19 protein-coding genes are annotated in these 20,888 nt (G+C 46.6%); 13 read left to right on the top strand and 6 right to left on the bottom strand.

Annotation, left to right across the window (positions count from 1 at the left end):
• Positions 1-52: 52 nt before the first annotated feature.
• Positions 53-2,140: a bifunctional tRNA (5-methylaminomethyl-2-thiouridine)(34)-methyltransferase MnmC2/FAD-dependent 5-carboxymethylaminomethyl-2-thiouridine(34) oxidoreductase MnmC1 gene (gene mnmC / locus Xbed_RS07265; RefSeq protein ID WP_086112259.1), complete on the bottom strand. Its 2,088-nt coding sequence runs from the start codon at positions 2,138-2,140 to the stop codon at positions 53-55.
• Positions 2,141-2,343: 203 nt separating this feature from the next.
• Between mnmC and fabB the strand changes: the two genes are divergently transcribed.
• On the top strand, positions 2,344-3,558 hold the full coding sequence (gene fabB / locus Xbed_RS07260) for a beta-ketoacyl-ACP synthase I (protein ID WP_086112258.1): 1,215 nt from the start codon (positions 2,344-2,346) through the stop codon (positions 3,556-3,558).
• Between the two features lie 99 nt (positions 3,559-3,657).
• Here fabB and Xbed_RS07255 read toward each other — a convergent pair whose 3' ends face one another.
• From Xbed_RS07255 to Xbed_RS07245, 3 genes are read right to left on the bottom strand one after another with little or no spacing between them, the layout of a single operon-like run.
• Complete coding sequence (locus tag Xbed_RS07255; RefSeq protein WP_086112257.1) at positions 3,658-5,163, bottom strand: tripartite tricarboxylate transporter permease; 1,506 nt, start codon at positions 5,161-5,163, stop codon at positions 3,658-3,660.
• Between the two features lie 10 nt (positions 5,164-5,173).
• Positions 5,174-5,605 carry a tripartite tricarboxylate transporter TctB family protein gene (locus Xbed_RS07250; protein ID WP_086112256.1) on the bottom strand — a complete coding sequence of 144 codons (432 nt, stop codon included), beginning with the start codon at positions 5,603-5,605 and terminating at the stop codon, positions 5,174-5,176.
• A 13-nt stretch (positions 5,606-5,618) separates the two neighbouring features.
• Positions 5,619-6,593 (bottom strand): Bug family tripartite tricarboxylate transporter substrate binding protein, encoded by a 975-nt coding sequence (locus tag Xbed_RS07245; protein ID WP_086112255.1) that lies wholly within the window; start codon positions 6,591-6,593, stop codon positions 5,619-5,621.
• A gap of 282 nt (positions 6,594-6,875) precedes the next feature.
• Between Xbed_RS07245 and tctD the strand changes: the two genes are divergently transcribed.
• Positions 6,876-7,544, top strand: a complete 669-nt coding sequence (gene tctD / locus Xbed_RS07240) for a transcriptional regulator TctD (protein WP_086112254.1) — start codon at positions 6,876-6,878, stop codon at positions 7,542-7,544.
• Entirely contained in the window at positions 7,541-8,974 is a 1,434-nt protein-coding gene (locus Xbed_RS07235) for a sensor histidine kinase (protein ID WP_086112253.1), read from the top strand. Before tctD ends, Xbed_RS07235 begins: the two co-directional genes overlap by 4 nt.
• Here Xbed_RS07235 and Xbed_RS07230 read toward each other — a convergent pair.
• The gene (locus tag Xbed_RS07230) at positions 8,924-9,826 is read right to left on the bottom strand and encodes a DMT family transporter (protein ID WP_086112252.1); all 903 of its coding nucleotides are present in this window, start codon (positions 9,824-9,826) and stop codon (positions 8,924-8,926) included. The two genes, Xbed_RS07235 and Xbed_RS07230, sit on opposite strands and share 51 nt — an antisense overlap.
• Positions 9,827-10,077: 251 nt before the next feature.
• Between Xbed_RS07230 and pdxB the strand changes: the two genes are divergently transcribed.
• The 10 genes from pdxB to Xbed_RS07180 all read left to right on the top strand — a co-directional run bounded on the left by pdxB (position 10,078) and on the right by Xbed_RS07180 (position 19,848).
• On the top strand, positions 10,078-11,223 hold the full coding sequence (pdxB, locus tag Xbed_RS07225) for a 4-phosphoerythronate dehydrogenase PdxB (protein WP_086112251.1): 1,146 nt from the start codon (positions 10,078-10,080) through the stop codon (positions 11,221-11,223).
• Positions 11,224-11,310: 87 nt separating this feature from the next.
• Complete coding sequence (locus Xbed_RS07220; RefSeq protein WP_086112250.1) at positions 11,311-12,321, top strand: aspartate-semialdehyde dehydrogenase; 1,011 nt, start codon at positions 11,311-11,313, stop codon at positions 12,319-12,321.
• Positions 12,321-13,169 (top strand): tRNA pseudouridine(38-40) synthase TruA, encoded by an 849-nt coding sequence (gene truA / locus Xbed_RS07215; RefSeq protein ID WP_086112249.1) that lies wholly within the window; start codon positions 12,321-12,323, stop codon positions 13,167-13,169. The genes Xbed_RS07220 and truA overlap by 1 nt, the downstream gene beginning before the upstream one ends.
• A 63-nt stretch (positions 13,170-13,232) precedes the next feature.
• Positions 13,233-13,928 (top strand): DedA family protein, encoded by a 696-nt coding sequence (locus tag Xbed_RS07210; protein WP_086112248.1) that lies wholly within the window; start codon positions 13,233-13,235, stop codon positions 13,926-13,928.
• Positions 13,929-14,094: 166 nt separating this feature from the next.
• A complete protein-coding gene (gene accD, locus Xbed_RS07205) occupies positions 14,095-15,045 on the top strand; it encodes an acetyl-CoA carboxylase, carboxyltransferase subunit beta (protein WP_086112247.1) in 951 nt (316 codons plus the stop codon).
• Positions 15,038-16,336 (top strand): bifunctional tetrahydrofolate synthase/dihydrofolate synthase, encoded by a 1,299-nt coding sequence (gene folC, locus Xbed_RS07200; RefSeq protein WP_086112246.1) that lies wholly within the window; start codon positions 15,038-15,040, stop codon positions 16,334-16,336. Before accD ends, folC begins: the two co-directional genes overlap by 8 nt.
• The gene (dedD, locus tag Xbed_RS07195) at positions 16,326-17,021 is read left to right on the top strand and encodes a cell division protein DedD (protein WP_086112245.1); all 696 of its coding nucleotides are present in this window, start codon (positions 16,326-16,328) and stop codon (positions 17,019-17,021) included. The genes folC and dedD overlap by 11 nt, the downstream gene beginning before the upstream one ends.
• Positions 17,022-17,170: 149 nt before the next feature.
• A complete protein-coding gene (gene cvpA, locus Xbed_RS07190) occupies positions 17,171-17,659 on the top strand; it encodes a colicin V production protein (RefSeq protein ID WP_086112244.1) in 489 nt (162 codons plus the stop codon).
• Positions 17,660-17,691: 32 nt separating this feature from the next.
• Positions 17,692-19,209 carry an amidophosphoribosyltransferase gene (purF, locus tag Xbed_RS07185; protein WP_086112243.1) on the top strand — a complete coding sequence of 506 codons (1,518 nt, stop codon included), beginning with the start codon at positions 17,692-17,694 and terminating at the stop codon, positions 19,207-19,209.
• 45 nt (positions 19,210-19,254) lie between these two features.
• A complete protein-coding gene (locus Xbed_RS07180; protein ID WP_086112242.1) occupies positions 19,255-19,848 on the top strand; it encodes a UbiX family flavin prenyltransferase in 594 nt (197 codons plus the stop codon).
• 43 nt (positions 19,849-19,891) lie between these two features.
• Here Xbed_RS07180 and Xbed_RS07175 read toward each other — a convergent pair whose 3' ends face one another.
• A complete protein-coding gene (locus Xbed_RS07175; protein WP_086112241.1) occupies positions 19,892-20,809 on the bottom strand; it encodes a TIGR01777 family oxidoreductase in 918 nt (305 codons plus the stop codon).
• Positions 20,810-20,888: the final 79 nt, after the last annotated feature.

Here is a 20,888-nt window from a genome sequence, read left to right as displayed (position 1 = left end):
TTAGGCACTATGTTTTCCATACATGGTGCCTGATGCCGAAGAATAAGTTGCTTTAAGGTTTTTCTGTTTTAACTGTTTTGCCCCGTAATAATTTTCTAACCCAAAAGCGATTGGGATGTAAGGCGGCTAATGTTTCATCATCCAGTGGTAATGCTTCCCCAAAAATCTGACTTGCCAATAATTCAGCACTTAGCGGAGCGGAACACAAGCCACGAGAACCTAACGCACCAATCACGAATAAATTAGGGTAACAAGGCGACTCTTCGATAACGTCATCAGTTTTCATCTGATGAGATAAATTAGCATACTTTTCTATAATCTCACGAAGAACAGGAACATTTCCAACCATTGGCATATGATCCCGAATAACACATCGTATACCTTGGCGGGACTTTTCTTCCGCAATGTTAACTTCCTGTACCCAATCGACCTCAGGAAAACATTTCAATAAACGATCACGGTTTTCTTGCTGTTCAGTAGAAGAATATTGTGTATTCAATTGTTGGCGCTGATAACTGGCACCAATACAGTGATATTGATTATTGGGATTAGCCGGCGTCATGTATCCATCGTAACACAATACGCTTTTCAGTTGATTGAGGCAGCTTGTGGTTGGGATATGGCTAACTTGACCGCGAACTGCGGTGACTGGAAGTTTTTTAGTTTGTTCGAATTCTGGCAGACAGTGACCATTGGCAATAATAACCACATCATGGTTTTTGTGTTGTAGGTTTTCCTTATATTCAACCTGCAATTGCCAACTATTTTCATTTTGAATTAGCTGAGTCACCTTATGATTAAAATAAACCCGCATTCCACGTTGTTCAGCACGTTTTATTATCGCCTGAGTGAGTTGTGCGGGGTATAACCATCCTCCTCGCGGATAGTGAATACCATGATGATTAACGTCCAATCCACTTACATGGCTTAATTGTTGGCGATCCATCCCGAGTGCAATGGCTTCTGGCCATGATGATTGCAGCATTTTATTGATTTTTTTGCCACTTTTTTCATCGTAAGCCAATTGACTGACACCACACCATTGGTAGTCAAATAACACATTTTCATCGATGAGTTGATCATATTGACGGCGGGCAAAAGTAAATGCTGACGTAAAGAAACGTTCCAGTGGATCGTTATCGCCATTCAATAGGGGGTAAATGGCTCCCTGCTGATTACCTGATGCGTTCTGAGCTGGTTGTTCGTCCTGACAATATAATGTGACCTTGGCTCCACGGCGTAATAGAGTCAGTGCGGTTAATGCACTCGCAATACCGCCCCCGATGATGGCAATATCATCAGAATGAATCGCTGTTTGAGAATTAACCGCTGTTTGAAAACGAATCGCTGCCTGGCGAGAAAACCATGGCGTGTGGGATAAAGAAAGAGACGGGTTTTCTGATGGAGACAAAATTCCGGTCAGCATCTCTCTTTTACGTCCAAATCCTTTAACCTTCGTGACAGTAAAACCGGCGTCCTGTAATCCTCGTCGAACTGTTCCGGCGGAGGTAAAAGTGGCAAATGTACCTCCGGGGCGACAAAATTTTGCCATTGCAGCGAACAGTTGTTCGCTCCACATCTGTGGGTTTTTGGCGGGGGCAAAACCATCTAAAAACCAAGCGTCAATTTTTCCGGTTAGATTTGCAGTGATTTTTGGTAATAGATCATTTACGTCCCCAAACCAAAGATCTAATGTGATCGCGCCATTATCCAGAATTAACCTATGGCATCCCGCCAGCGCCAAGGGCCATTGCTGGCATAATTGTTCAGAAAACACTTGAAGTTCTGGCCAGCGTTGGTGCGCAGTTTTCAGGTCTGCTGGCTTTAATGGGTATTTTTCAAAACTGATGTAATGAAGTCGTTTTAAGGTAGTTTCAGGATTTTCCTGCCTGAAAAGCGAAAAAGACCGCCAAAGAGTGAGAAAATTCAATCCCGTACCAAACCCCGTTTCTGCAATAACACAGTCTGGACGGACATGGGTGTTAAAGCGTTCAGGAAAATTATTGCCTTTTAAAAATACATATAAAGTTTCTTCCAAGCCATCTTGATTTGAAAAATAAACATCATCAAACTGCTCAGAAATAGGTGTGCCCTGTTCATTCCAGCTTAGGGTTGCGCTGCTGATAGCACTGTTTTTCACAATAATGCCTATAATGTTGACAAGAATAGTATAGAGATTTTAACGGGCTTCATTGGGTTGCACCACCTATGACAGATCTTCTGGAATGAGTCCGGATCAATTTTTCCATCGATTTTTGACCTGATCGGACTTGTTCGGCGTACAAGTGTACGCTAAAGTGCGTATGGGAAATCCCGCAGGCAAACATATTGATGAGGTAAGTAATGAAACGTGCAGTAATCACTGGTCTGGGTATTGTTTCTAGTATTGGTAATAACCAGAAAGAGGTGCTGGAATCTCTGAAAGAGGGCCGTTCCGGGATAACTTTCTCAGAAAAATTTAAAGAGATAGGAATGCGCAGCCATGTTTGGGGCAATGTAAAACTGGATACAACGGGTTTGATTGACCGCAAAACTCAACGTTTTATGAGCGACGCATCTGTTTATGCTTATCTGGCAATGGATGAGGCAATTAAAGATTCGGGCCTGTCGGATGAACAAATTTCTAATTTTCGCACTGGGCTGGTTGTGGGTTCAGGGGGCGGTTCTCCCTATAACCAAGTGGCGGGTTCAGATGGTATGCGTGCTCGCGGGTTGCGTGGTGTTGGGCCATATATGGTTACGCGAGCCATGGCTTCCGGTGTATCAGCCTGTTTAGCAACTCCGTTTAAAATTAAAGGCGTCAATTACTCCATCAGTTCTGCCTGTTCGACTTCTGCGCACTGTATCGGTCACGCCGTTGAGTTAATCCAACTTGGCAAGCAAGATGTTATTTTTGCCGGCGGCGGTGAAGAATTAAGTTGGGAAATGGCATGTGAATTCGATGCCATGGGTGCGCTTTCCACCAAATATAATGAAACACCGGAACTGGCTTCCCGTACTTACGATCAAAGCCGCGATGGTTTTGTGATTGCAGGAGGGGGCGGTATTGTCGTTGTTGAAGAATTAGAACATGCTTTGGCCCGTGGCGCACATATTTACGCCGAAATTGTCGGGTATGGGGCAAACTCGGATGGAGCGGACATGGTTGCACCTTCTGGCGAAGGAGCGGTGCGCTGCATGAAGATGGCACTGGAGGGGGTTGAAGATGGCGTGGACTACATCAATACCCACGGAACTTCGACACCGATTGGTGATTTGAAAGAACTGGAAGCCATCAGAGAAGTGTTTGGTGATAATACCCCTGCTATTTCCGCCACTAAAGCGATGACAGGGCATTCCCTGGGCGCAGCGGGTGCTCATGAAGCGATTTACAGCTTATTGATGTTGGAACATGGTGTTATTGCGCCAAGCATCAATATTGAAAACCTGGATGAAAAAGCATTGGGTATGAATATTATCACTGAACCTACCGAACGCGAGCTAAAAACAGTGATGTCCAATAGCTTCGGGTTCGGCGGTACAAATGCGTCCCTGGTGATGCGCAAGTATTCAGACTGAGCCTTTACATACTGAAAAAACGATCCGCCAAAACGATCAACCAAAATGAAAGCCAATCCATTAACTCTGTGGATTGGCTATTTTAATTATGTGACGTAGTTATGCTGCTGCTTTATTACGCAATTTTTTAATGATGCGTAAAGCGGATGGGATAATAATGACCAATATCGCCAGGATCAGGAGAATTTGCGTAATAGTACTGCCCCACAGTATCTGGAAATCCCCATTACTGATAGATAGCGCACGCCGTAGGTTTTGTTCCAGCATCTCTCCTAAAACGAACCCTAAAATTAATGGTGACATTGGGAAATTCATTTTTCGCAGAATGTAACCAAAAACACCTAACCCAACCATCAATATAAGATCGAATGTAGTACTATGAACGGCATACACGCCGACGGCGGAAATTGTCGCTATTGACGGAACCAGAAACCACATCGGAATATTCAGCATACGGGTAAACAACCCGATCATCGGGATATTCATGATCAGTAACAAAACATTGGCGATCAATAAAGCGGCAATGAGTCCCCAGACGATATCAGGTTGTTCTGTGAACATAGCCGGGCCGGGTGTAATGTTATAAAGCGTCAAAGCACCTATCATTACCGCCGTTGTGCCTGAACCGGGTACCCCAAGAGTGAGCATCGGGATGAATGACCCACACGCTGAAGCATTATTGGCAGCTTCTGGGGCAGCAACCCCGCGAATATCACCTTTGCCAAATGAATCACTGTTGCCACTAATCCGTTTTTCTGTCATGTATGTGATTGCACTGGCGATAGTTGCTCCCGCCCCGGGTAATATACCCACGAAGAAACCAATCACTGAAGAGCGTAAAGTTGGTCCCGCACAGGCCATGGCTTCTTTTCTGTTGAACAAGAGGCGCCCAGTTTTGTTTATCACTTTTTGTCCTGCAGATGTACTCTCCAGCATCAACAAAATTTCACTGACTGAGAACAGACCAATAACGACAACGATAAATTGAATACCATCAGAAAGATGCACGCTATTAAAAGTGAAACGATAAACGCCGGTGTTGGGATCCACACCCACGGTGGCTAAGCCCAGACCGATTAAGGCAGCCAATAATGACTTGACGGGGTTTTGGCTCATCATGCTGCCAAGACAGGCAATGGCAAAAACCATCAATGCAAAATACTCAGCCGGGCCAAACGCTAAAGACCATTGTGCCAGAAGAGGGGCAAACAAGATGATCCCCGTGATGGCTAAAAGTGAACCGCAAAATGAACTGACGGCAGAGATAGAGAGCGCAACGCCTGCCCGCCCTTGTTTCGCCATGGGGTAACCATCAAGAGCCGTCATAATAGCGGCGGCATCTCCCGGTACATTCAGCAAGATTGAAGATATACGTCCGCCATATTCACAGCCAATGTAAACCGTTGCCAATAAAATTAACGCTGACTCTGCCGGTAATTTTAATGCGAAAGCCAGTGGGAGTAAGATTGCCACTCCATTTATGGGGCCAAGGCCCGGCAGTAAACCCACAACCGTACCGATAAAACAACCGATTAATGCAATGACCAAATTTTGGGGCACTAATGCAACTTCAAAGCCTTGGCTCAGATATACCCAAGTATCCATCGTTAACTCCTTAACTGAGCCAACTGCCGACGGGCAGTGTGACATCTAACAGGCGATCAAAGGCAAAAAAGAGCGAAATACCAAGAACAATGCCAGAAATAATCGCCGCAGGGAGTGTGGCGTTAAATAACAATGCCACACTGATGGTCAACAATATGGTTGCCAAAGGAAAACCCAGCCACTCAAATGACCATGCGTAAAGGGTGAGTGAAACAATCAGTAAAACTAAGCGACGTAACACGGGTATCGTCGGCCAGTGTATGGGAGAGGGGGGGTTAAATAGCAACAGTAATGCACAAAATGCCATTAATGAAAGAATAGCAATGGGAAATGGGCGAGGCCCCAGAGGTTCATAGCTGTATTCGCTATGGATACCCCAGCCAACGACCAGCCCTATTCCACATAGCACCAGCCATACAGCAGCAAAGATACGATCGCTCATGATGCCACCTCTGTTATTTTGCTAAACCAAAGGATTTGGCCATTTCATGGTATTGAACAACCTGTTTTTTCACATAGTCATCCAACTCCTTGCCAGTCATGTTGAATTCAAATAACCCTCGCAGTTCGCGCTGTTTTTTGAATTCTGCGGTTTGCTGTAGCGTTTTAAAGGTATCCACCCACCATTGATACTGTGCGTCAGAGACTTTCGGCCCCATATAAAAACCACGAATGACCGGCCACACGAGGTCATATCCCTGTTCTTTTGCCGTTGGAATATTTGCCAGTTCACCCTCCAGACGTTTGTCTGCATAGACAGCAAGTACGCGGATTTTATCACCATTGAGATAAGGTAACGTCTCACTCAGGTCACCGGAAACAACTTGGATATGATTGCCTAAAAGGGCGGTGATAGGTTCGCCGCCACCTTCAAATGCCACATAGCGCATTTTGCGGGGGTCAATACCCACTTCTTTTGCCAGTAAGGCTGTTTTCATCCAATCCTGACTGCCGATAGAGGCACCCGCACCAAACACAATACTATCGGGTGATTTTTTGAATGCCGCCATCAAATCTGCCAACGTTTTGTAAGGTGAATCCTGGCGCACAGCAATCATACCGTAGTCTGTACCCACACTCGCCAGCCAGCGCACATCATTTACGTTGTAGCGGCCAAATTTTCCTTGGGCAAGATTCAACAGGGAACCACCAGAAAAAGCGACGACCGTGCCGGGTTCAGCAGGCCGCTGGGCAATGATGGCATTATAGGCAACCGCCCCGACACCACCGGGCATGAATGTGACCCGCATTGGAGAGTTGATGGATTTAGTCTCCAATAATGAAACCTGAACAAGTTTGCAGGTTAAATCAAAACCTCCCCCGGGTTTGGCTGGCGCAATACATTCAGTTCTATTGGGAGCTGTGGTTGCAGAAGCATGAGTGCAGAGAAGGAGACTTGCAGCGGCGACTAAGGTTTTGAATGTTTTCATATTGATTCCTCACATAACACCAGTAAAGGACATGGATGATAACGATCTGGTGAATGTCTATTTATAGAAGTGAAACCTTTCAATTACCTTTCATTAACAATATAAATTGGCTGGATGTGACCTTAGTCGCTTAATTTGCGCAGTGTTTCACACGGAAATGTTAATGAACTGTTTTGGAATATATTTTTTGTTAACTCATAACCAATTGCTGAATCTTAATATTGCAATTGGTTAATATTTCAGTTCTATTCCTCTGGTTTGTTTTTAACAGTGGTATTATTCATGCGTCTCTTATTGGTTGAAGACCATCCTGACTTATCACATTGGTTACAGAAGGCATTGAGCCATTCTGGGTTTGTGGTCGATTTGGCGGAAGATGGTGTTGTGGCAGAACAGCTTTTACAGACCGAAAATTATGCCTTACTGATTTTGGATGTTGCTTTGCCCAGATTAGACGGAATGTCTTTGTTATCCCGGCTGCGTAAGCGCGGCCAAAATCTACCCGTATTGTTATTGACCGCCAAAACAGAAGTGACAGATCGCGTCAAGGGATTGAATTCCGGTGCCGATGATTATTTGACTAAACCGTTTGATTTTCAGGAACTGGAAGCGCGTATTCGCGCATTATTACGCCGCAGTACAGCGATGTCGCAAGAAGCACAAAAATTCGGCTCATTGGTTTATGAAGACGAAGGTTATTTCGTATTGGGCAATACCCCATTAGCACTGACTCCCAGAGAATTATCCGTTCTGACCACACTGTTTCACCGTCGGGGTCGTCCTGTCTCTAAACAGCAATTGTTTGAGCAGGTGTTTTCCCTGTCGGATGAAGCAAATCCACAAAGCATCGAATTATATGTGCATCGATTGCGGAAAAAATTACTCGACAGTGATGTAAGAATAGGCACATTACGTGGGTTGGGGTATCGTTTGGAGCAGCCGGACTCATGAAATTGGTCAAAATACCCCGTTCGTTATTCCACCAACTGCTGCTGTTTTTTGGCGTGCCGCTGCTGTTATTGGGTTGTGCTTCTGTTTATAGCCAATATGTCAGCGTGAAGAGTGCGGCAACACTGGCTTATGACCGAACCTTGCTTGCATCAGCAAGAACCGTTGCCGAACGCCTGATTGTCCGAGACAAGCGCCTGATGGTTGATGTCCCTTATGTTGTCTTGGATAGTTTTGAGCGCAATATCCATGATCGTCTTTACTATCAAGTCATCTCACCGGAAGGGAAAACCATCTCAGGTTACGACAATCTTCCCCTCATGCCGCAACATACCCAGCGTTCCCCCTTGTATACGGCACTGGCGTATTTTTATGATGCAGAATATCAGGGGCAGCCTATACGAGTCGTGGCATTGTATCAGCCTGTCAATGAAGGCGGAATGATGGGAATGGCGCGGGTATTAGTGGCTGAAACCGTGATTTCCCGCCAAGATATGACACAACAATTACTGTTTTCTTCGTTGATGAATCAGGGCACGGTCGTACTATTGACGCTGCTTCTGGCTTATCTCTTATTAAAACAATTGCTCAAGCCGTTACGAAAACTGTCCGCTATTATGCTCCGCCGTTCCGCGAATAATCTCACACCATTACCGGATATTTTGCCGTGGTCTGAACTTTCTCCATTACTTCTGGCGTTCAACCGATATATCGAACGGCTGAAATTAATGGTGGGACGCCAAGAGCGATTCAGTGCGGATGCCTCCCATCAACTCAGAACGCCTTTGGCTGTCTTGAAAACCCAACTGGTGGTGGCTCGTAGTGAACAGAACCCGGAACAGAGGGAAGCAATACTGACTGCTATTGATCAGAGTTTGGATAACATGATTTTGTTGACTGATCGCTTATTGAAGTTGTCACAGTTGAAAGTACATGAAAAACAGGCAGTACAAAATTATCAGCCAGTGAATATCGTGGAGTTGCTGCAGCAAGCCTGTTTTTCCCGCTGGCAGCAGGCAGAAAGCAAATGCATTGATTTGGGTTATGAGGGGGAAGATACGTTGTGGATCAAGGGTGAACCCGTATTATTAGCGGAAATGTGTGCCAATTTGCTGGACAATGCCATCAAATATACGCCACAAATGGGAGTCGTGACGGCTCGGGTTACGATGACACCAGACAAAAAATATGGTTGTCTTGAAGTCGATGATTCGGGGCCAGGTATCGCGCAAGGCGATATCCGTCACTCTCTCATGGCATTTAACCGCTTGGACAATGCCGCAGGGCTGGAGGGCGCAGGATTGGGGCTGACTATCGTCAAGGAAATCAGCCTGTATCACGGTGCCCCTCTCCAGCTTTTACCCAGTGAAATATTGGGGGGATTACTGGTTCGAATTGTTTTCCGGCTTCCTGCGTGTGAGCGGGGTGCGTAATTGCTGTGCGAGTATCACACCACCCAGTACAATACCGCCTCCAATCAGGTGATAACTTTGCATTTTTTCATGGAGAACCAGAATGGCAATGATGGCAGTAAATACGGGGGCCAGATTCATAAAAATAGACGTCATGCTTGCGCCAATGCGTACTACGCCCTGTATCCACAAATAGGGGGCAATAATTGATGCCGGGATGCCGGCAAACAGAACAAGGGAAAGATTATCAGAGGTTAACTGAACATCTTCCGTCATCATGAAGTTGGGCAGGAGCAATAAAACACCAAACCCAATTTGTACATAGAGTGATTGCCAGTTGGGTAATGGGATCGCCCAGCGTTTTGTTAAGACACCGTATAACGCATAAGCAGCGGCAGCAATAAACATCATCACCTCTCCGATACCCAGACCCTGTTGCAATAGGGAAGCCGGATCTCCTTTGCTGACCAACCATACAAGGCCGAATAAAGACAGTACCGTACCCAGGGTGATCCCGACAGTAGGGGCTGCTCGCAAGGCGAATATACTGATAATGACGGTCAATAATGGAATGAGTGAGGTGAAAATTCCGATGATCGTCGCACTGACAGTATGAGCCGCGTAGTATGCCAGACTTTGGTTAAGAACCATGCCCAGAGAGCTAAGAATCAATAACTTCCACCAATATTGGGCAACTATTTTCCGCTGCTTCAGGACGGGTAATAAGAGAAAAGGCGTCAAAGTCAGGAAGGCAATGAACCATCGATAAAAAGAAATTGCTGCGGGTTCAATTAAAGTGGCGGCAGCTTTACTGACAACGGCATTGATTGACCAGATCAATACAGCCACGAAGGGAAACAATAAATTCTTCATTGAGATAAATTTTTTGTGTAAGTGTATCGTTTGAGTAGTTTAGCAATGTAGCCGTGATCGATTTATTCAAAAAGAGTTATACCTTAAAAAGAGTTATACCCCAGAAAGAACTTTATTACGGCGGTGCAAGCAGGGACGATAGCAGAATGTTTTAGGAAAGGCTGATTTGAAAGATAAAGGGCATATAGGTTTTATGCCGATAAAATGGCAGAATAGCAGATCCCGCCCATTTAAGCCGTTGGATGAGAAAAGTGAAAATTCTGGTTGATGAAAATATGCCTTATGCTGAACAGCTCTTTCAGCAATTGGGTGAAGTACAGGCAATTCCGGGGCGCCCTGTGCCTGAAGGTGCACTGGAGTATGCGGATGCCTTTATGGTGCGCTCTGTCACTAAAGTTAATGGCTCCTTGTTGCAAGGCAGCTCAGTGAAATTTGTCGGTACTGCCACTGCGGGGATGGATCATGTTGATCAACAATGGTTGTCGCAGGCGGGGATTGGTTTTTCGGCTGCCCCCGGATGTAATGCGATTGCGGTTGTTGAGTATGTATTTTCTGCACTGATGCTCTTGGCTGAACAAGATCAATTTCAACTTAAAGATAAAACTGTCGGCATTGTGGGGGTTGGCAATGTCGGTGGGCGTTTGGCTGATCGGCTGGCGGCTTTGGGTGTGAAAACATTACTGTGTGACCCTCCCAGAGCTGATCGTGGTGATGAAGGCGAATTTTGGCCTTTAGAAAAATTGGTGACAGAAGCCGATATTCTGACGTTCCATACCCCCCTTAATCAGTCTGGCCCATATCGAACCCACCATTTGGCAGATGAAGAATTACTTTCGGCATTACCGGATAACCGAATTTTGATTAATGCCAGCCGGGGTGAGGTGGTTGATAATCAAGCATTACTTTCTGTACTGCAACGTGGAAAAAAATTACGGGTTGTGCTTGATGTTTGGGAGCCAGAGCCTAATCTTTCACTGCCTTTACTGGCGTTGATTGATATTGGTACACCCCATATTGCGGGTTATACCTTGGAGGGCAAGGCCAGGGGCACAACGCAGGTTTTTGAAGCCTATTGCGAATTCTTGGGGCAACCCCGCAAAACGGAATTGGCGGAGCTGTTGCCCACACCTGATTTCAGCCAGATCGCCATACAAGGTGAAGTGACACAAAGCATCCTGAAGCGCTTGATACATTTAGTGTATGATGTGCGCCGTGATGATGCACCTTTACGTCAGGTAGCGGGTCAAAAGGGGGCTTTTGATCAGTTGCGGAGACATTATCCAGAACGCCGGGAATGGTCCTCCCTGACGGTATTTTGTGATTCAGAGAAAAGTGCGCAATTACTGTCCCACCTTGGATTTAATGCCAAAGTGGGTGTAATGCCAAAGTGTGTTTAATGCAGAATGGTGTTTAACACTCAAGTGATTTAATACAGGCAGGGACCCCTGCCTGTCAGCAAAATGAAAGAAGTGGAGAAAACCAACATGTCTGAAGGTTGGAATATTGCGCTCTTGGGTGCAACGGGCGCAGTAGGTGGAGCGATATTGGCGTTATTACAGGAGCGCCAATTTCCGGTTGGTGAACTGCATCTTCTGGCCAGTGAACAAAATGCGGGGAAAATCCAGCGTTTTAACGGTAAAAATATCACCGTTCGTGATGCGGCAGAGTTTGACTGGTCACAGGTACAACTTGCCTTTTTTGCTGCGACGATGGAAGCAACAGCACAGCATATTGAAAAAGCCACAGAAGCCGGTTGTCTGGTCATTGACAGCAGTGGCTTGTTCGCGGCAGAACCGGATGTGCCTTTGGTGGTTCCTGGTGTTAACCCGTATGCGTTGGCTGAATATCGCAATCGTAACATCGTCGCGGTGGCGGATAGCTCAACCAGTCAGGTTTTGACAGCCATTAAGCCATTAATCGATGCGGCGGGCATTGCGCGTTTACATTTGACCAATATATTGCCGGTTTCCGTGCATGGTAAAGCTGCCATTGATGAACTGGCGGGTCAGAGTGCCCGTTTATTAAATGGCATTCCACCGGATGAAGGCCGTTTCAGCAAACAATTGGCCTTCAATATGCTGCCTCTCTTGCCTGATGTTGAAGGAACTGTGCGTGAAGAACGCCGCATTGTCGATCAAATTCGCCGGGTATTGCAGGATGACGGTCTGCCCGTTTCCGTGAGTTGTGTCCAATCCTCTGTTTTCTATGGCATTGCGCAGATGGTGAGTCTGGAAACGCTGCGTCCGGTGGGTACAGAAGAAGCCCGTGGTGAATTTGAACGTCTTGAAGAAATTCAGGTTTCAGAAGAGGGCGATTACCCGACTCAGGTGACTGACGCTTCAGGCAGTGATGGTTTAAGCATCGGTTGTCTGCGCAATGATTATGGTATGCCAGAAATGCTGCAATTCTGGTCAGTTGCCGATAATATCCGTTTTGGTGGCGCATTGATGGCCGTTGAAATTGCAGAAAAGCTGGTGCAGGAGCAATTTTACTGATGTCTGATACAGAGCTGAGTCAGTCTGAGCCAGAGGCAAAAAAGGTGAAAATTGCACTGGGGATTGAATATGACGGCAGCCGATATTATGGTTGGCAGCGCCAGCAAGAAGTGAGAAGTGTACAGGAATATCTGGAAAAAGCGCTGTCGCAAGTGGCGAATGAACCTATTTCCGTTTTCTGTGCTGGCAGAACGGACGCGGGAGTACATGCAACCGGGCAAGTGGTGCACTTTGAAACGTCGGCACAACGCAAAGATGCCGCCTGGACAATGGGGGTAAATACCCATTTGCCGTCGGATATTGCTGTGCGTTGGGTCAAAACGGTGGATGATGAATTTCATGCCCGTTTCAGTGCAACGGCTCGCCGTTATCGCTATGTGATTTTCAACCACCGTTATCGTCCGGCGATACTGGCACAGGGAGTCACGCATTTTCACTATCCACTGGATGAGAAAAAAATGCATGAAGCAGCACAGTGCTTACTGGGAGAAAATGACTTTACTTCTTTCAGGGCGGTGCAGTGCCAGTCCAATTCACCATGGCGCAATATGATGCACATCAATGTCAGCCGGCATGGGGACTATATTGTCGTGGATATCAAGGCAAATGCCTTTGTTCATCACATGGTGCGCAATATTGTCGGCAGCTTGCTGGAAATTGGTTGTGGCAATCAGGGCACTGTCTGGATGGCTGAACTCTTGGCACTGAAAGACAGAACGAAAGCGGCGGCAACAGCCAAAGCTGAAGGGTTATATTTAGTTGCCGTAGATTATCCTGAACATTTTGGTTTACCTGAACCCATGATGGGGCCACTGTTTTTGGGAAGTGATTTAGTTTTTGGGAAATGATCTGGTTTCTGGCTAACGATTGTCAAATAATGGCAGGGATATTCGTGCATAACGAGGAAGATTATGGAGTTTTTGAATCATTTTGTTGATTTTGCAAAATTTATTGTCGATTTCATTTTACACATTGATGCTCATTTAGCCGAATTGGTTGCCAACTATGGGGACTGGGTGTATGGCATCTTATTCCTGATTATATTTTGTGAAACAGGGCTGGTGGTAACTCCCTTTTTGCCGGGAGATTCCCTGCTGTTTGTGGCCGGGGCACTTTCTGCATTAAATTCGAATGATCCTAATGTACACATCATGGTGGCCTTGATGGTAACGGCCGCCATTCTGGGTGATGCGATAAACTATACCATTGGTCGAATTTTTGGTGAGAAATTATTTACTAATCCGAATTCAAAAATTTTCCGCCGGAGTTATCTGGATAAAACTCATGGGTTCTATGAAAAACACGGCGGAAAAGCAATAATTTTGGCTCGGTTTGTGCCAATTATTAGAACGTTTGCACCGTTTGTGGCAGGAATGGGGAAAATGTCTTATCGCCATTTTGCTGCTTATAACGTTATCGGTGCATTTATCTGGGTGCTATTATTCACGTATGCAGGTTATTTATTCGGCGATATGCCCGTTATACAGCAGAATCTGAAGCTATTGATTGTTGCAATTATCTTTATTTCTATTCTGCCCGGCGTCATCGAAATTTGGCGTCATCGCCGCGCTGCATCGAAAAAAGCAGCAGGGAATATAAGTAAATAACCCTAACAGGTTTGAGCAGTTTTTTATCCACACTGCGGTAGCATTGTGGTTTAATGGCACGTAAAACAAAAGCTGGCATCTACCTGATGCATTTCAAGTTGCCGCTCATGCAGCAGCAGCTTGGGAGATCAAGGTATAAGCCAGATTCAGACGGAAAGGTTCATTAATGAGCTGGATTGAAAAGATTCTAAATAAAAGCAAAATTATGCAAACTCGTAAGGCAAATATCCCTGAAGGAGTTTGGACAAAATGCGACAGTTGTGGTCAGGTACTGTATCGTGCTGAATTAGAGCGTAATCTTGAAGTGTGTCCAAAGTGCGACCACCATATGCGCATTTCGGCCCGTCGGAGACTGACCGCATTTTTGGATGAAGGCACCGGCACGGAATTAGGCAGTGAGCTGGAACCTAAAGATATTCTCAAGTTCCGCGATACCAAAAGATACAAAGACCGTTTAACTGCAGCCCAGAAACAGACGCAGGAAAAAGACGCACTGATCGTCATGAAAGGTACATTGCATGAGATGCCTGTTGTGGCGGGTGCCTTTGAATTTAGCTTCATAGGCGGCTCAATGGGATCGGTCGTCGGTGCACGTTTCGTCCGTGCCGTTGAACAGGCTCTGGAAGACAACTGCCCGTTCATCTGTTTTGCTTCCAGCGGTGGGGCGCGTATGCAGGAAGCGCTGATGTCACTGATGCAGATGGCAAAAACCAGTGCTGCGCTGGCAAAAATGCAAGATCGGAGTCTGCCTTATATCAGTGTCCTGACTAACCCGACAATGGGGGGAGTGACGGCAAGTATGGGGATGCTGGGTGATATTAATATCGCTGAGCCTAAGGCATTGATTGGTTTTGCCGGTCCCCGCGTGATAGAGCAGACCGTGCGTGAAAAACTGCCGGAAGGTTTCCAGAGTAGTGAATTCTTACTGGAAAAAGGGGCGATTGATATGATCGTGCGTCGCCCGGAGATGCGTGAGAAAGTGGCCAGCCTGATCGCAATGTTGACTCATCAACCGCAGCCGGGTACCCAAGCGCAGCCAGTGGAAAAAATCGTTGTTGAACAACCTACTGATGTCGAAGCTGATATAAATATCAACGCTAATAAAGAAGATGTCTGATACTTTACTAACTCCCCAAGCCACGTCGCCACTGATGACGTGGCTTTCCTATCTTGGAAACCTGCACACCAAAGCCATTGATATGGGGCTTGAGCGTGTTGGCAAACTCGGCAGCCAATTAGGCTTGCTGGATCCAGCACCTAAAGTTATCACGGTGTCAGGGACTAATGGCAAGGGAACCACTTGCCATACTCTCGAATCTATTTTTCTGGCCGCCGGGCTTAAGGTTGGCGTGTATAGTTCCCCGCATCTGGTACGTTATACCGAAAGGGTCCGTATTCAGGGCAAGGAGCCAGCAGAACAGGATTTTTGTCGTGTATTTGCAGATATTGAAGCCCAACGTGGTGATATTTCCTTAACTTATTTCGAATACGGCACGTTGGCGGCGTTACAGCTTTTTAAAGAAGCCTGCCTTGATGTTGTGATTCTGGAAGTGGGGTTGGGCGGACGTCTGGATGCCACCAACATTGTGGATGCCGATATTGCGGCCATCACCAGTATTGCACTGGATCATACGGATTGGCTTGGTGCTGATCGCGAGCACATTGGCCGTGAAAAAGCGGGAATTTTTCGTCGCGGCCGTTTTGCTGTGGTGGGTGAACCTGACATGCCACATGCGATTGCTGATGTTGCGGATGAATTGGGTGCCAAATTATTTCGTCGTGATGTTGATTGGCATTTCTTGCAGGGTACAGATAGCTGGACTTGGCAGGCGGGGGAACAGCAATTCAGTCAATTGCCGTTACCCAATTTACCTCTGGCGAATGCGGCGACGGCGATGGGCGTGCTCCACTGTTTGTTGCAACAGGATGATAAAGTCAGCCGGGCAATTGACGAGCGGGCTATTCGGGCGGGGTTGAGAAACGCCCGGTTACCGGGACGTTTCCAAATTGTCAGAGACAATCCGCTGGTCATTCTGGATGTGGCGCATAATCCGCATGCTGCAGCTTATCTGATTCAGAAACTGGCAGAATTGCCCCGTTTACCCGACAGCAAAATACGTGGTGTGGTTGGTATGCTGGAAGACAAGGATATTGCGGGTACACTGGCTTGCCTTTCCCGGCAGATTGACGAATGGTACTGCGCATCACTGCATGAACTACGGGGTGCAGAGGCTGAAATATTGGCCGGGCATCTTGACCATGCCCGCATGTTTACCGAAGTCGAGTCAGCATGGCAACAAGCAATGGAAGATGCGTCAGCGCAGGATATCATTGTCGTTTGTGGTTCTTTTCACACCGTAGCCCATGTTATGGAGGCACTTGAGGAGGGGAAGGAACGTGGCAAGTAAATTTCAGAACCGCTTAGTTGGCACTATCGTCCTTGTCGCATTGGGTGTGATTGTGCTGCCCATGATATTTGACGGCGATAAAAAATATAACGAAAACCAGTTTGCTTCTATTCCATTGGTGCCAAAACCGGGAGATGAAGAGGATATTGATTCCATTCCGCCACTGGCGCAAAACATGCCCTCCACACCACCGGAAGGTGCGGCGGAAGCCATGCAGATACAGGCACAACAGCAGTCAGATAGCGAGCTGTCTGGCTCGTTGTCCTCTTCCGGGCCGGCTCAGATAACAGCGCCGCCTGTGGCTATCCCAAAAGATCCCAAGATCGAGGTCAAACCTGAGTCTCCTTCTCAACAGAAAGTCGAAACCAAACCACAAGCTCAGCCTGAAATCCGTTCTGGCAACCAGCCAGAAGCTAAACCGAAGCCGGCAGTACAGGCTCCGCAGGCAACGGCATATGTGGTTCAGCTCGGCGCATTGAAAAATGCGGATAAAGTGGGCGAGATCGTGGCGAAGTTGCGTCTTTCCGGGCATCAGGTATACACCGTTCCTTCTTCGCCGATGCAGGGACAATTGACACGGATTTATGTCGGCCCTAACGCATCCAGGCAAGCACTTGAATCTGTTTTGTCCGAACTGAGAGAAATCACGGGGTTGCAGGGGCAAATTAAAAACTATAAGCCATAATCGGATAGGCCCTGACGGGAAGGCTAAACTTCCCGTCAGGGGATGAAAAATTATTTTCAGTAGAGTGATAAATCTACTGCGCAAACGTTTTCGTTTTCTGTTAGAATGCGCCCGACCTGAATGTCGGACGCCTATTTTGGGATTAAAATATGGTCTGGATTGATTATACGATTATTGTCATTATTGGTTTTTCGGCACTGGTTAGCCTGATCCGAGGGTTTGTTCGTGAAGCGCTTTCCCTGATAACTTGGGGCTGTGCTTTCTTTGTTGCAAGCCACTTCTATACTTATTTGGCGGAGTATTTTACCCGTCTTGAAGATGAGTTGGTGCGTAATGGAGTAGCGATTGCTATCTTATTTATCGCAACACTGATTGTTGGCGCAGTAGTGAACTATGTCATTGGTTCACTGGTTCAGCGAACGGGCCTGTCAGGTACTGATCGGGTTCTGGGGATCTGTTTTGGGGCATTGCGCGGCGTATTGATTGTGTCTGCCATTCTGTTTGTTGCTGATTCTTTCACGCCACTGCCTAAAAGCCAGGACTGGCAACAGTCACAATTGATCCCACAGTTCAGTCAAATCATCAGGTGGTTTTTTGACTACCTGCAAAATGCGTCGAGTTTCCTGCCGGAGAGATAACCCTCTCCGCCTGGCTGATGAGGAAAGACTACATGTGCGGTATTGTCGGTATCGTTGGTTCTACACCGGTTAACCAGTCGATTTATGATGCATTGACGGTGCTTCAGCACCGTGGGCAAGATGCAGCAGGCATTGCGACTATTGATAGTAACAATGAATTCCGTTTACGTAAGGCCAATGGTTTGGTCAAGGATGTGTTTGAAACACGACACATGTTGCGTTTACAGGGAACGATCGGGATCGGACATGTCCGTTACCCAACAGCAGGGAGTTCCAGTGCATCTGAAGCACAACCTTTTTATGTGAATTCTCCTTTTGGTATTACGCTGGCGCATAACGGCAATCTGACAAACGCACATAAATTAAAAAAAATGCTGTTTGAAAATGATCGCCGTCATGTCAATACCACCTCAGATTCTGAAATCCTGCTCAATATTTTTGCTAATGAATTAACTCAATTTCCCAATTGCCCATTGGAGCCGGATAATATTTTTGCCGCCGTGGCCGAAATGCACCGGAAAATCCGGGGAGCCTACGCTTGTGTTGCCATGATTATTGGGCATGGGTTGGTGGCTTTTCGTGATCCACATGGTATCCGTCCTCTGGTGCTGGGGAAACGCACACTGGAAAATGGTCACAATGAATATATGGTGGCATCAGAAAGCGTGGCACTGGATACATTGGGTTTTGAATTCCTGCGTGATGTGGCTTCCGGCGAAGCGATTTATATCACTGAGAACGGGCAGTTATTCACCCGTCAGTGCGCAGAAAATCCATCATTGACGCCGTGTTTGTTCGAGTTTGTTTATTTTTCCCGCCCTGATTCTTTTATTGACAAAGTGTCGGTATATAACGCGCGGTTACGGATGGGTAAAAAGCTGGGTGAGAAAATTGCCCGCGAATGGGAAGACTTACATATTGATGTGGTTATTCCTGTTCCGGAAACGTCTTGTGATATCGCGCTGGAAATCGCCCACATTTTGGATAAACCCTATCGTCAGGGATTTGTTAAAAATCGCTATGTAGGGCGCACCTTTATTATGCCCGGTCAGAATGAACGCCGTAAATCAGTGCGTCGTAAACTGAATGCCAACCGTGCTGAATTCCGGGGTAAGAATGTCTTGCTGGTGGATGACTCCATCGTGCGAGGGACCACCTCAGAGCAGATTGTTGAACTGGCTCGTGAAGCGGGAGCCAAGAAAGTTTACTTTGCTTCGGCGGCACCGGAAGTTCGTTTCCCGAATGTCTATGGTATTGACATGCCGAATGCCAATGAACTGATAGCTCATGGTCGAGAAGTGGATGAAATTCGCCAGCTCATAGGGGCTGATGCTTTGATATATCAAGATCTTCCCGATCTTGTTCAGGCAGTGCGGGAAGAAAACCCGGATATTGAAAAATTCGAATGCTCCGTATTCGATGGCATCTATGTGACCAAAGACATTGATCAGACCTACCTCGATTATCTGGAAAATCTGCGTAAAGATGATGCCTTGAAAGTGCGTGGACAGAGCGAAATAGAGAGTCTGGAAATATATAATGAAGGATAATATTGTTATTATCATCAAGTTATAGCCAGAATCTCAGAGGAAAAGATGAAAAAATTGATTGTCGGGCTGACCGGGGCAAGTGGGGCGATTTATGGTGTCAGGTTACTGCAAGTTTTGCAGCCAATAGCCGGCATTGAAACGCACTTGGTAATTAGCCAATCCGCCCGACAGACATTGGCACTGGAAACGGATTATAGCTTGCGTGATGTGCAGGTTTTAGCGGATGTCGTGCATGATAATCGTGACATTGCGGCATCTATTTCCTCTGGGTCATTTAAAACATTGGGCATGGTGATCCTGCCGTGCTCCATAAAAACCTTATCAGGTATTGTGCACAGTTATACCGATGGTTTAATTACCCGCGCCGCCGATGTTGTCTTAAAAGAAGGTCGCAAGTTGGTGCTGGGAGTGAGGGAAACGCCTTTGCACTTAGGGCACTTGAGGTTAATGACTCAGGCGGCTGAAATCGGGGCGATGATCATGCCACCGGTTCCTGCATTTTATCACCGCCCTGAGCATATTCAGGATATCATCGACCAGACCGTTAACCGTGTGCTTGATCAGTTCGACATTGATTTGCCGGAAGACCTGTTTGACCGTTGGCAGGGTGCCAAACCCACGGGAAGCGATACCCCATAAATTTCAAGCGACGGGCTGAAAGATAAAGGGTATAGCAACAAACTCAGGGAATGTTGGTGTCATCTGCCTTCAATACATCTTGCAAGGCTTCCTCCAGCCGGAAATAACGGAAGCCGAATCCGGCTTCTTCCAGGTTTTTCGGAATGGCTTGCTGTCCGCCTAAAACTAACCCTGCGGCTTCACCCATCATCACTTTTAACACGAATGCCGGGATGCGAATGAAAGAGGGACGATGTAAAACCTTCGCCAATACAGCGCTGAACTGATCGTTATGAATAGGATAGGGAGATGTCATGTTAAAGGGGCCATGTAATTCCGGCGATACCAGCAGGTAATAGATACCATTAACCATATCATCAATGTGTATCCACGGCATATATTGCTTGCCGTTACCGATTTTTCCTCCTAAGCCCAATCGAAACATTGGCAGCATTTTTTGCAGCGCCCCCCCTTTTTTGGCTAAAACAATCCCTGTGCGTAATAGGCAAACACGGGTCTTTTCACTTTTTGCCTGTAAAGCCAGTTGCTCCCAACGTTGACAAAGCTGGTGGGCAAACTCATCGTGGGGAGGATCATTTTCAGTAACAACGGATTGCCCCTGATCGCCATAATAGCCAATGGCTGAACCGGAAATAAACACCGATGGCGGAGAATCACTGGCGTTGATCAACTGACTCAGCCGTTCAGTCAGTTGCCACCGGCTTTGACAAAGTCTGTCTTTTTGTTTTGGCGTCCAGCGTTTATTGACAATAGGTTCACCGGCAAGATTAATAACGGCATCAAAGCCATTGAGATTGTTCTGGTCATCCAGCGTTGTCCAACATTCAACGCGATCGGAAAACAGAGCATAGACCTTTTGTGGTGAACGGCTCAGAATGGTGATGGAATGAGAGAGAGAAAGCAATCGGTAGGTCAAATGATGACCAATCAGTCCTGTTCCCCCTGTGATTAGGATATGCATAGCCACCCCCTGTGACGGATAGATAGTCGATTACTGACTATAACAAGGGATGGCTCATATGACAGCGAAATGTGCTATT

The sequence above is a fragment of the Xenorhabdus beddingii genome (assembly GCF_002127545.1).
GTDB lineage: Bacteria > Pseudomonadota > Gammaproteobacteria > Enterobacterales > Enterobacteriaceae > Xenorhabdus > Xenorhabdus beddingii.
This window is presented reverse-complemented; position numbering and strand designations above follow the sequence as displayed.